This window comes from Corynebacterium sp., from assembly GCF_052107835.1.
In the GTDB taxonomy this organism is placed as follows: Bacteria; Actinomycetota; Actinomycetes; order Mycobacteriales; family Mycobacteriaceae; genus Corynebacterium.
Map to the genome: position 1 here is coordinate 1 of NZ_JBQEDF010000034.1, position 12,257 is coordinate 12,257.

Annotated in this window: 12 protein-coding genes; 5 read left to right on the forward strand and 7 right to left on the reverse strand. The window is 65.0% G+C overall.

Going from position 1 to position 12,257, the window contains the following annotated elements:
- Window positions 1-374: 374 nt before the first annotated feature.
- From ACTIL2_RS09405 to ACTIL2_RS09425, 5 genes are read right to left on the reverse strand one after another with little or no spacing between them, the layout of a single operon-like run.
- A complete protein-coding gene (locus tag ACTIL2_RS09405; RefSeq protein WP_442337202.1) occupies window positions 375-1,052 on the reverse strand; it encodes a CoA transferase subunit B in 678 nt (225 codons plus the stop codon).
- Entirely contained in the window at window positions 1,049-1,810 is a 762-nt protein-coding gene (locus tag ACTIL2_RS09410) for a CoA transferase subunit A (RefSeq protein ID WP_442337203.1), read from the reverse strand. Before ACTIL2_RS09410 ends, ACTIL2_RS09405 begins: the two co-directional genes overlap by 4 nt.
- Window positions 1,810-2,121 carry an AtuA-related protein gene (locus ACTIL2_RS09415; RefSeq protein WP_442337204.1) on the reverse strand — a complete coding sequence of 104 codons (312 nt, stop codon included), beginning with the start codon at window positions 2,119-2,121 and terminating at the stop codon, window positions 1,810-1,812. The genes ACTIL2_RS09410 and ACTIL2_RS09415 overlap by 1 nt, the downstream gene beginning before the upstream one ends.
- The gene (locus tag ACTIL2_RS09420; RefSeq protein ID WP_442337205.1) at window positions 2,118-3,515 is read right to left on the reverse strand and encodes an acyclic terpene utilization AtuA family protein; all 1,398 of its coding nucleotides are present in this window, start codon (window positions 3,513-3,515) and stop codon (window positions 2,118-2,120) included. Before ACTIL2_RS09420 ends, ACTIL2_RS09415 begins: the two co-directional genes overlap by 4 nt.
- Window positions 3,516-3,524: 9 nt before the next feature.
- Window positions 3,525-4,901: a CitMHS family transporter gene (locus tag ACTIL2_RS09425; protein WP_442337206.1), complete on the reverse strand. Its 1,377-nt coding sequence runs from the start codon at window positions 4,899-4,901 to the stop codon at window positions 3,525-3,527.
- 130 nt (window positions 4,902-5,031) lie between these two features.
- On the opposite strand from ACTIL2_RS09425, the gene ACTIL2_RS09430 reads away from it, so the two are divergent.
- From ACTIL2_RS09430 to ACTIL2_RS09450, 5 genes are all read left to right on the forward strand, one after another.
- Entirely contained in the window at window positions 5,032-6,003 is a 972-nt protein-coding gene (locus ACTIL2_RS09430; RefSeq protein ID WP_442337207.1) for a LysR family transcriptional regulator, read from the forward strand.
- A gap of 193 nt (window positions 6,004-6,196) precedes the next feature.
- Complete coding sequence (locus ACTIL2_RS09435) at window positions 6,197-7,135, forward strand: hypothetical protein (protein ID WP_442337208.1); 939 nt, start codon at window positions 6,197-6,199, stop codon at window positions 7,133-7,135.
- Between the two features lie 100 nt (window positions 7,136-7,235).
- The gene (locus tag ACTIL2_RS09440) at window positions 7,236-8,819 is read left to right on the forward strand and encodes an aspartate:alanine exchanger family transporter (RefSeq protein ID WP_442337209.1); all 1,584 of its coding nucleotides are present in this window, start codon (window positions 7,236-7,238) and stop codon (window positions 8,817-8,819) included.
- Window positions 8,820-8,990: 171 nt separating this feature from the next.
- Window positions 8,991-9,584, forward strand: coding sequence for a short chain dehydrogenase (locus ACTIL2_RS09445; RefSeq protein WP_442337210.1), 594 nt, complete (start codon window positions 8,991-8,993; stop codon window positions 9,582-9,584).
- 29 nt (window positions 9,585-9,613) lie between these two features.
- The gene (locus ACTIL2_RS09450; RefSeq protein WP_442337211.1) at window positions 9,614-10,627 is read left to right on the forward strand and encodes an alpha/beta hydrolase family esterase; all 1,014 of its coding nucleotides are present in this window, start codon (window positions 9,614-9,616) and stop codon (window positions 10,625-10,627) included.
- Between the two features lie 3 nt (window positions 10,628-10,630).
- Here ACTIL2_RS09450 and ACTIL2_RS09455 read toward each other — a convergent pair whose 3' ends face one another.
- On the reverse strand, window positions 10,631-11,773 hold the full coding sequence (locus tag ACTIL2_RS09455) for an SGNH/GDSL hydrolase family protein (protein WP_442337212.1): 1,143 nt from the start codon (window positions 11,771-11,773) through the stop codon (window positions 10,631-10,633).
- A 27-nt stretch (window positions 11,774-11,800) separates the two neighbouring features.
- Complete coding sequence (locus tag ACTIL2_RS09460) at window positions 11,801-12,004, reverse strand: hypothetical protein (RefSeq protein ID WP_442337213.1); 204 nt, start codon at window positions 12,002-12,004, stop codon at window positions 11,801-11,803.
- Window positions 12,005-12,257 lie beyond the last annotated feature (253 nt).

The following is a 12,257-nucleotide window of genomic DNA, read 5'->3' on the forward strand; positions in this document are numbered from 1 at the left end:
CAGAACCGGTCCACCTTGCACAACGTCGGGGAGGAGCAGATTGGCTGGACACGCGCCCCTCCCAGAGTAACGCAGCCCTATCCTCATCACTGAGCCCGGCCAAGTACCCCCAGTTCGACCCCTTCGCACCCCTACCGCTCCCACCGAAGACAGAACTACACGCCGGACCATGTATCTATGCTGCAGAGAGTGCCCCTTAACCAGATCACCGAAAAGTGAGAGTAACCGCGACCAGCGTGTCCTACGTGATCGAAAACAAACCCAACTCCCGGGTCCCCCAGAGCGCTGCGATCCCGTTCTTATCACCGAAGCCAGAAGCCCTCCCTGTGCCGTGTGAGATGCTCTTTTCATTGGACTTGCTAATGCCGGTGGCATTACTCGTACATCGTCATGTTCACCCGAGTGGCCGCCCTAACCTCATCCACCGTCACCTCAGGCGCCACCTCCCGCAACACCAGCCGCGCCCCACCACACGACTGACCGCCACCGTCCTCAGCCAAGCCATCCCGCACAACATCAATCACCGCCAGGTCAGTGATGATCCGGTCCACCACGCCTGCGCCAGTTAAGGGCAGCGTGCATTCCGGCAGGATCTTCGGGGAGCCGTCCTTCGCCACATGATTCATCAGCACGATCACCTTGCGCGCCCCATGCACCAGGTCCATCGCACCGCCCATGCCCTTCACCATCTTGCCCGGGACCATCCAGTTCGCCAGATCCCCATTCTCCGAGACCTCCATCCCGCCGAGCACCGCCACATTTACATGCCCTCCGCGGATCATCCCGAACGACATCGCCGAATCAAAGTACGACGCCCCCGGATTCACCGTCACCGTCTCCTTGCCCGCATTGATCAGATCCGGGTCCAGTTCTTCCTCCGCCGGATAGGGTCCCGTCCCCAGGATCCCGTTCTCGCTGTGCAACACCACATGCACGCCCTCGGGCAAGTGATTCGGGATCAACGTGGGCAAACCAATCCCCAGGTTCACGTACTGGCCGTCCTCCAACTCCTGCGCCGCCCGCGCCGCCATCTCTTCCTTGCTCCAACTCATGACCGCACCGTCCTCTTCTCAATCCGCTTCTCCTGCGGGCCCGTGTGAACCACCCGCTGCACAAAAATCCCCGGCAGATGCACCTGCGCCGGATCAATCACGCCGGGCTCCACCAGCGTCTCCACCTCGGCAATCGTCACCTCACCGGCCATCGCACACAGCGGGTTGAAGTTCATCGCCGTCTTGTTGAACACCAGATTGCCCTCCGTGTCCCCGACCTCGGCATGCACCATTGCCACGTCGGCCGGCAGAGACTCCTCCAGCACATAGGGGCGTCCACCGAACTCGCGGACCTCCTTCGCCGGGGATGCCACCTGCACCGATCCGTCCTGCCAGTAGCGCCACGGCAGACCTCCCTCCGCAATCGGTGTGCCGACCCCGGCCGGGGTGAAGAACGCCGGGATGCCTAACCCGGCGGCTCGCAGCTTCTCCGCCAAGGTGCCCTGCGGGGTCAGCTCCACCTCCAGCTCACCGGCGAGGTACTGCCGGGCGAACACCTTGTTCTCCCCCACATACGAGGCCACCACCCGGCGCACCTGATGGTTGGCGAGCAACAGGCCCAAGCCCCAGTCATCCACGCCGCAGTTGTTCGAGTAGACCTCCAGGTCCCCGACTCCAGCGTCCACCAGCGCGGAGATCAACTGGTCCGGGATACCGTTCAAGCCGAAACCACCGACCGCCAGCCGGGCACCATCGGCAACATCAGCCACCGCCTCCGCGGCGCTGGCCACCACCTTCGATGTATGTGTGTGCGCCATTATTGTCCTCCAATCGGGAGAGTCAGCATGTGGTAGCTCAAGGTCTTTCCGTGGCCGTCCAGCACCGGGGATCCGGTCACGCCACCGCCGAGCAGGCCGCGCATCTCGACGGTAAAGGCCTCGATCGCGGGGACGTCCCGCAGCGTCACGGCCGATATCTCACAGCCGAAGTGCTCGGCGATGGCTTGTGTATCCAGCACTCGGCCGAGAACCTCGTAATTTGCAGTGGTGCGCGGCAGCACCGCGATAATCAGGGTGTTGCCCTTGTCCCCTGTCCGGGCATCGGCAACATCATCCAGAACCGGCATCACTTCGCTCCTTCTGCCATCGTTGAATCCTTGCTATCCGAGCTCAGAGAGTCCGCTGAGCTCACAGTGCTCACCTGCGCCTCAATCAACTCGCGCGGCAGCAAGGTCGACCGGATGGCCAGGACCTCGCTGCGTCCCTTCCGGGCACCGCCGCCGGCTGCCGGGCCCGCGCAGTACAGGGCCTCGACCTCCCAGCCGATCGCCTGGGCCTGCTCCTGGGTGGGGACGCGTCCTGCCACCCGCATCCGCACCTCCGGCGGATTCTCTGGGGCCGGGGCCAATCCCCGGAACGCTGCCCCAGTGCCGATGAACTCCACGGTCACCGCGTCCGGATCCAGGCCGTGAATCTTCTCGAGACGCTCTGCGACGATCTCCCACGCCCACTGGGCGCGCTGCTGGGCACGGGGTCCGGCGTAGGTGATCTCGCCCTCCCCCAGCCACCCCGCCTGGAAACCGAGTGTGACCTTCAACGTGTCCGTCCGGGCAGAGCCGGACGCACCGGCGACGCGCACCGCGTCCTGCCCGATCTCCTCCACCGTGACGTGGGAGAAGTCGGCGACCACGTCCGGGGTCAGGTAGGCCGAGGGGTCGGAGACCTCGTACAGCATCTGCTCGCGCACGGTCTGCCGCGTCAGCACACCACCGGTATCGGCGAGCTTGCCGAGTACCGCCGTGCCATCCTCACGGACATCGGCGAAGGGGAAACCCAGATCCGCCATCCCCTGCACCGGCTTGGTGACAGGATCAGCAAAGTAGCCGCCCGTGACCTGTCCGGCGCACTCCAGCAAGTGACCCACGAAAGTGCCGGCCCCGAGCAACGGCCAATCCGACAAGGACCAACCGAACTCGTGCACCATCGGGGTCAGGAACAGGGACGGATCCGCCAGACGACCGGTCACGATCACGTCCGCGCCCACCGCGAACGCTGGTAGGGCCTGCTCCACACCGATATAGGCGTGGGCAGACACCAGGCCCGCGGCATCGGCGGACAGCACCTCACCGGTCTCCCACACCACCGGGTCGCTACTGTTGACCCGATTCAGCACGCCATCGCCGGTCAGGACGGCCACCGTGACCTGCCTCTCCGGGACAACCTCGGCAGCCACCTGCGCGATGAGCCGTCCGGCCGCCTCAGGGTTCGCTGCACCGGAGTTGGTGACCACGGTGGTGCCCTGGGCAACCGTGTGCGGCAGGACGGCACGCATCCTGGTCTCCAGCAGCGGATCAAAGCCCGCCGTCTCATCGCGCAGACGGGCCAGTTGACCGGCGGCCACCGTGCGCTCACCCAGACACTCGAAGACGAGGTAGTCCAGGTTGCCGTCCTTGGCGAGCTTCACGGCTGGGTCGAGCCGGTCACCAGCAAAGCCGGCACCGGAACCAATTCTGATCAATTTCATGCAAGCCCCTTAGAAGGTCAGTGCGCCGGTGACGAGCGCTGCGATAGTGATGACGATGGTCGTTCCCCAGGCCCAGAGGAAGGTGAACTTCTGGTGCTTGCCCAGCTCCACCTTCGCCAGGCCGATGAGGATGAACGTGGAGGCGGTCAACGGACTCAGCGGGAAACCGGTGGTCATCTGGCCGGCGATCGCACCGCGCGCAATCTCCGCAGGATCCACACCCATCACGCTGGCGGTCTCGGCGAACACGGGCAGCACACCGAAGTAGAAGGCGTCCGGCGTGAATACCAGGCTCAGCGGCATCGACACCACCGAGACCAGCACCGGCAGCGAGCTCGCCATCCCCTGCGGAATGACCTCGGCCAGCGTCCTCGCCATTTCCTGGATCATCTCGGTCCCGCTGAGGATGCCGGTGAAAATGCCGGCGGCGAACACCATGGACGTCACCAGCACCACACTGGCACCGTGCTTCTGCAGCAGCTCCTGCTGGTCCTTCCAGGACGGGATGTTCACGCACACCGCCAGGACGAAGGCCACGATGAAGCAGACTTCCATCGGGACAACGTGCGTGAGCATCACGGCGATCAGTGCGATGGTCAGCAGCAGGTTGACGATCATTCGCCAGCGGGGGACGTCGGCGTCGTTCCACTGGTGGGCCTCCCCGGAATTCTCGTGGTCGCCGCCCGCCTCGGCCTCGGCAGCGTCCGTGGCCGCTGAACCGGACGGATCCTCGTCCGGCGCAGCACCGGCGGCTACCCGGGCAAGGTCGATGGCACCGATCCGCTTACGTTCGATACGTCCAAGAACGTAGCTCGCGAAGATCACCCACACACCGCCGGCGATCATCGGGACGATCATCGGGGTGAAGACTTCCGAGGCGGGCAGGTTCAACGCAGCCATCGCCCGCAACGTAGGTCCACCCCAGGGGACCAAGTTCATCAGCCCCGCGCCGAGAGCGACGACCGCCGTCAGCGTCAACATCCGCATGCCGAGGCGGCGATAGATCGGCATGAACGCCGACAGTGTGATCAGGAAGGTTGCCGCCCCATCACCATCGAGGGCAACGCACATCGTAACCAGCGCGGTGCCGATGGTGATCTTGACGGGATCGCCCTTGGCCCAGGAGACGATCTTCCGGATCAGCGGATCAAATAGCCCGACCTCCATCATCAGGCTGAAGTAGAGGACCGCGAATGTCATCATCACCGCGACGGGGGCGACCTGGAGCAGACCATCACTGATGTGCTCGCCGAGGTCAGCCCCCTGCCCTGCGACGAGAGCGAAGATGATCGGCACGAGGACCAGCCCGACCAGTACGGACATTCTCGTGAACAGGGTGAGGGCCAGGAAGACACCCACCGTGAGGAATCCGAACAGTGCGAGCATGCGGATCCTCCTCTCATTGGCTCAGCGGTCCGTGACCGTCGTGGTCGTGACCGGTTGTTCCACATGAGTATGAGTTGGCTCACTTAGTAGCGTCAAACACTAATATTTCATAGACTCATGCACTATGAGAATGACTGACCTCACGCTCGACCAGCTATCCACCGTCGTTTCTGTCGCTGAACAGCATGGATTCACCGCCGCCGCGGATACCCTGAACGTTTCGCAGTCCGCACTGAGTCGCACCGTCGCACAAGTCGAGAAGGCTGCGGGTCTCCGATTCTTCGAACGCACCACGCGAAGCTTCACCGTCACAGATCCCGGGAGGGCGTTCGTCCGGATGGCGAAAACGATCCTCGAGGTTCACAGACGCGAGATCAACAACTTCACCTCCTACATCGACGGCCCCTACGGGACACTGCGACTGGCGACGCTCCCCTCCCTTGCGGCCACGTTCCTCCCGACCTTCATCAACCGGTTCCACTCGTCCTTCCCCAACGTCTCGGTCGACGTCCACGACTTGATGGCCGCGACCGTCATTGAACAGTGCCGCGCCGGACTCGTGGATGTCGCGATCACGGCGGAGGACGCCGAGCTCTTCGCGACCCTCCCCGATCACTTCCGGTTCTCCCCGATGTCGGAGGAGGAGTTCGCGTGCATCCTCCCGGTCAACCACCCCCTGGCCGCCAAGGAGACACTCAACTGGGAGGACCTTGCAGGTCTGCCTTTCGTGTCCTTCACCGAGGCCAGTTCGGTTCGACGGATCACCGACCGTGAGCTCGCCTCCCGAGGGGTGGTGCCAGCAGAGACCGTCAGCGCAGGAACCATCTCGGCGGTGACGGGACTGTGCGCCGCCAACCTCGGGGTGTCCGCTGTGCCAGGGTTCGTCATTCCCATGACCCGCGTCCCCGGGGTCGTCATCCGTGCGCTGCATAATTCCCCGGAGGATCCCACCCACGCGGTACGGCGCCGTATAGGCATTCTCGTCGACGAGCACCGCCCCCTGACCCCTGCCGCATCAGGATTCCTCACACTGTTGTCGGAGTTGTCCGCCGATGACGTTGTCCTGCCGGACTTCACCACGTGGACAGGACTGGAGTGGTGACAGCGACCGGCTGATCACGCACCTTGTTGCAGGCTCCTCCAGTGTCACCTCTGTACACCAACTATTCAGGACCACCCCCAGGGGTGAGGCCGCCGGATGCACTGAGGTCGTTCACCCGTTGAACATTTATTATTGCCTAAGCCCTTTCACCCTCCTCACTTCATGACAGTCAAGCGACACATCAGGAGAAGCCATGCGACCCCGCCCCCACCGAAACCGCTTCCGACGCAGCCTCCTGGCTACCGGCGCCGTCCTCACTCTGACTCTCGCGGCGTGCGGTGACGACAGCACCAGCAGCAGCACCAACCCCACCGCAGAGACGAACCCGACGTCCGAGGCCGCCCCCGAGCCCCTGATCGACGCCGAGGTCGGCGAGGAGATCACCGAGGACGGTGCAGCGTGGACGATCCACAGCATCAGCCGTAATGCGGAGTGTGACTACGGGACGACAGGTGAAGTGCACGACGGTGCGGACCTTATCCAGCTCCGGGCGGAGGTCAAGAACGACGACGCCGGTGAAGGCTTCGTCTTCGATCCCACCTCCGTCGTCGATGCTGACGGGGAGGACGTGGACTGGCCCGGGGACATACAGAACGGCGACAAGTGCGAGACAGTACCCGGCGATGACGGCTATCTGGCCTGGGAAGACACCATCGAACCGGCGCCGGAGAACTTCGTGTACGGCGCGTTCGCGGTCCCCGAGGGCTCGGAGTTCATGAACATCCGTGGTTACAGGTTCGCACTCCCCGAGGACTACATCGACGATGTGGAGGTGCAATCCGGCGACAACGCCACGCCTGAAGTTACTGAGCCTGAGCCTGAACTCGAGACAGAGCCGCAGTCGATCTGGGCGCCGGCCGGCGAGGGCTATCAGTGTCCTCGCACCGATGCGTTCGTGTGGGACCCCGCCAACTGCACACCGGAGAATCTCGGAGCGGAACCGATCCCTGACCCCGCCACGATCCCGATTCCCGACGGCGGAACATGTCCTGCCTACCTCTGCGGCTACGGCCACGACGAGAACGGCAACCCCAACCCCAGCTCCGGTGAACTCCAGACCCAGGGCGGATGCGAAGATGGCTACATCACGGACCCGGAACTCTGCGCTGCGGTCGGACGCCCGCTCCAATAGACGGGAACACACCCCCGATTGAGCACTGCCCGCATAACACCGCCTGCACCGAAAGCTAGACTCGGCCTTATCCGCATCCGCGCCGACGATCGGAAGAACCATGCTGCAATGGTTTGTCGACAGTCCACTGCTCACGATCTTCTTCTGCGTCGGCGTCGGAGCTTTGCTGGGGCGGATCAAGTTCGGGCCCGTCTCCTTCGGCCCGGCCGGCGCCCTGTTCGTCGCCCTGGCGTTGTCCGCCATTGAGCCGGACGTCGCCCTTCCCCCGCTGGTCACCAACCTGGCGCTGTGCATCTTCTGCTACATGGTCGGCATCGCTGCGGGGCCTTCGTTCCTCAACGCGCTGAAGACCGGGTGGCGGCTTGTCGTGGTCGCCGCCTGCGCGATAGCGGCAATGGCTGCCACCGCACTGGGGGTCGGCAAACTGTTGGGTTTCGACATCGGCACCATCGCCGGTGCCTTCTCCGGCGCGGGAACCGCGACACCGGGACTGGGTGCCGTCCAGCAGCAGTTGTCTGTCGGCGGAGACATCCCGCCGGAACCTGCAGTCGGCTACGCCGTCGCCTACCCCATCACCGTCTTTCTGACCATCCTCGCCTGCTCCTACCTCATTAGCGCCGGACGCAAGAAACCCACAGCCGAGGACAAGGAGGTCGTCCACCCCTTCGTGGTCCGCACGCTCGAACTGGTCGGCGACCCGGGGCTTACCGTCCGCAAGCTCTCGGAGCGCTACGACGCCGTGGTTTCCCGCATCACCCGCGACAGCGCCACCGTGGTCGCCCACGCCAAGGAGAAGCTCGCCGACGGCGACCTGATCACCGTCACCGCCCGGAAGGACGAGGTGGACCGGGTCTCCACCGACCTCGGCACACTGTCCGAGGATGAACCGTGGATGGACCGCAGCGATATCGACTTCCGCCGCATCACGCTGTCGAACTCCATTTATGTCGGGCGCAGGCTCCGCACCCTCAACCTTGAAGAGCGCTACGACGCGATGGCCAGCCGGGTGCGACGCGGCGACGTCGACCACATCGCCACCCCGGAGTTCATCCTCCAGAGCGGCGACCGGGTCCGTGTGACCGCGCATCGCGATGATCTCCCCGACATCGCGAAGGAGCTCGGCGACTCGGAGCGGACTGCAGGGGACATCAATCCTCTCGGCCTGGGTCTGGGTCTGGCGTTGGGGCTGATCCTGGCCTTCGTGGAGATCCCCCTGCCGGGCGGTGGCGCACTCACTCTCGGCACAGCAACTGCCCCGCTGATCATGGGTGTCATCCTCGGAGCACTCGGACGCACAGGTCCTGTCATCTGGACGCTGCCGGAGGGTGTGGCGAACACACTCAACCAGTTCTCGCTGATCCTCTTCCTCGTCGCGGTGGGCACCGGTGCCGGATCCGGATTGGTCGATGCCCTGGCAGACAATGCCGTAGCACTACTCACACTGGCGCTGGCGATCTCCATCGCGCATGCGCTCGTCTGCGTGGTCGCGTTGCGCTCAATACTGGGGTTCGGCACCGCCCGGGCGCTCGGCGGGCTCACCGGATCACAGCTCAACCCGGCTCCCTACGCCTATGCCATGGGCAAGGTGCCCGACCAGCGGCTCGCCGTCAACTACGCGATGCTCTTCCCCGTGAGCATGATCCTGAAGGTGTTCGTCGCCCAGTTGATGGTCGTCCTATTCTGACCGGCTTTGTGTTCGGCCTCGCGCCGGACCACCGCGACCGTACCTACCCATCACACACCCCACTCCAGGGGCGTCCGAAAGACGCCTGCCCGCGATGGTTAGGTACGCCGCGGCACAATGGACACGGACAACGGTGAACAAAACACAACCCCGACCAGAAGGAGCCCACACATGCGCACCCTGATCATCGGAGCCACCGGCAACATCGGTCACGTCGCCGCAGACACCCTCGAGGAACGCGGCCACGAGGTGATCCGCGCGTCCCGCTCCTCAACACCGGGCGTGGACGTCACCGACCCCGGATCCGTCACAGCTCTCTTCGAGCAGGTCAGTGACATCGATGCGGTGATCGTCGCCTGTGGCTCCGTCCCCTTCAAGCACGTCACCGAGCTCACCGGTGATGACTACCTCGCCGGCCTCACCTCGAAGACACTGGGACAACTCGAGGTGGCCCGTCAGGCCTTCGCACACCTCAACGACGGCGGTTCCATCACGCTGACCACCGGCGTGCTTTCCCGCGAGCCGATCGCCAACGGCGCCGCCGCCGCGGCAGCCAATGGTGCACTGGACGCTTTCGTCGCCCCCGCCGCGGCCGAGGCCCCGCGCGGGATCCGCGTTAACGTCGTCTCGCCGGACGTGCTGGCGAACTCCCCGCACCACCACCCGACGTTCGCCGGCCACCGCCCGGTCACCGACGAGGAGGTCGGACGCGCCTACGTCCTCGCCACCGAAGGTATCGTCAACGGACGCATCATCACCGTCTGATACCGGCGAACTCCGGCACACTGGTCACCATGCGCCCCGCACCCCGCGTCAAGACTTCAACCGTCGCCGCCGTGGCTCTCACCGCCACGCTGGCGCTGACCGCCTGCTCGGTCGACGGGTCAGACTCCCGGTCCGGCACCGACGATCCTGTGAGCGAGACGGCGTCCCCCGGCAGCTACACCGCCCACTCCACCACCGTCGATGATCACGAGCGCACCTGGAACACCTACACCCCGGCCGCCGCGTCCGACCCGAAACCCGAGTCGGACGCCATGCCGATCGTCCTCGTCATCCACGGCACCGGCGACACAGGTGCGGGCATCCGATCCGGCATCGGCGAGGACCTCGAACGCATCGCGGACAGCGCGGGCTTCGTGATCGCCTACGTCGACGGCTACGAGAACAACTGGAACGAATGCCGCGCCGAGGGTGACTGGCCGGCCAAGGAACAGGACCTCGATGATGTCCAGCTGATGCGCGATGTCGTCGACAGCACCGAAGAGGATCTCGGCGCGGACACCGTCGACACCGGGCAGGTCTTCGCCCTCGGGTTCTCCAGCGGCGGGCACATGGCCCAACGTGTCGCCTATGAGGCACCCGACCTGGTCAGCGGTATCGCCTCGATCAACGCGAACATCCCCACCGCCGACAACCGGGACTGCGACGACGCCGGAGAGCCCGTCCCCACCATCTTCATGCAGGGCAGAGAGGACCCGATGAACCCCTTCGACGGTGGCGAGGTCGTTGTCGGCACGGGCCGGTCCGCCGAGAGCCGGGGCGACGTCCTCTCCGCCGAGGACAGCGCCGGGTGGTTCGCCGAGCGCAACGGCCTGTCCCCCGAGCCGAGCCAGCGCCCGGAACGCGACGGCGACGGCGAGATCACCGACTGGGAGGGCGATAACCCGGTGCGTCTCATCGCCATCGACCATAGCGGCCACTCCTTCCCCACCCAGACCGGACGCTGGGGCAACGACAACGGCGCCCGCTACGACGGCCCCGGTGCGGTCTGGCGGTTCTTCTCGGAGACGATAGCCCGCAGCTGACCGCTACCTGCCGAACACCTGCGCGGTGAACCGCTCCGCCATTTGCTGGTGAGTGACGCTGTCCGGGTGCAACCGGTCGGTCAGCGGGTGCGCGGCGGCGTCCTGCTCGCCGTAGAGCTCCAATCCGTCGACGAGGTGCAGGTGCGGATCATCGGCCGCCCGCTGTTCCACGATGCGGGCGAGTTCGCGGCGGACCACCTGCAGCGTCAGCTTCCCGGCGGGGACCCCGGCAGGATCGCCGGTCGCTGCGTACTGGATCGTCCCGTCACTGAAATCAGTCGCGAGCGGGCCCGGGGTCTCTTCGTGGATGGGGCACAGGATCGGGGTGATCACGTACAGCGGCGTGTGCGGGTGCCCGTCGCGGAGAGTGTCCAGGAAGCCGTGCACCGCGGCGGTGAAGGTGCGCACCCGCATCGCATCACTGTTGACCAGGTTGATCCCGATCTCGACGCTGAGCACGTCCGCCGGCAGGTCACGCATGGTGCGGGCCACGAACTGGTCCAGCATCGCGCTGCCGCTGAAACCGAGGTTGGTCGGTTCCACACCGGCCTGCCGTGCTGTAAGGGCAACCCAGGTGGTCGACGGGCTGGCCGCATTCGACCCCTGACTGATCGAACTACCGTGGTGCAGCCAGCGTTGGAGGGACTCGTTCCGGTCGGGCACCGGTTCGATCGGGGCGTCGGTGTGCAGCGTGTCCAGCTCGATGCGCTCGTAGTGCGGCAGCCAGATCTCGACCGTCTTCTCCCCCACCGGGAGACCGCTGAAGTGCACCACACCGGTCTCATCGTCGGTGACCTCCATGGTTCCCGCCGCTGGGTCGATGGTCATCAGCGTTCCCCCTGTGCCCTCCACCTGGGCCACGAGATCATTGTCGATCAGCAGGTCATAGCGTCCTGGCGGGCGCGGAACGACGCCTCTGAACTGCATTGACGTCCGGTGCGCCGTCAGGTCCACGACGGTGGCCGCGGTGCGGAAGACCAGCCGGACACCGGCTGGCTGGGCCTGCGCCGACTGCAGCTGCGAATCCGCCTGCACACGCGCCCACGCGGGCATACGACAGGGTAGGACGCCACGCTCGGTGTGCTCCACATCCGGGGCGCCATGCACGAGGTCAGGTGTGACTGGGGTGGCGGTGAGGGAAACCATGGATCAGGATTCTAGACTGGCTGGCTCCTACCGTCCGGCGAGCACGTCCTCGGCCGCGGCGATGGTCTCCGCGAGTGCCTGCGCGACCTCGCGCTCCGTACGGTCCCCCTCCCCGGGGAGACCATCCAGGAAAGAGCGGGCGGAATCGAGGTACTGCTCGACGGTCGTTGCGGGGGACGTGGCGGCCAGGGCACTGTCCTTGACCCCACTCGGGTGTACCGCGATTCTCATGAAGATGCCGTGGAACTTATCCAGATAGTCCAAATCGGAAATGTCATTATTCATAGGGAAGACCTTATCAGCATCGAAGAGTATCAACCGTCGAAAAAAGCGCGGCTGCCCACCTGCAGGCAGCAGAAGTGCGGCGGGCCAACACCACTCGTTCGGCCGTCCGGTGGAACCCTGTTGGTGACGTGTCATCCATAAGGATGAAGTTTCGGTGTGCTGTCCTCTTTCACGTCGAAAGTGCATGTAAACGGGGTAG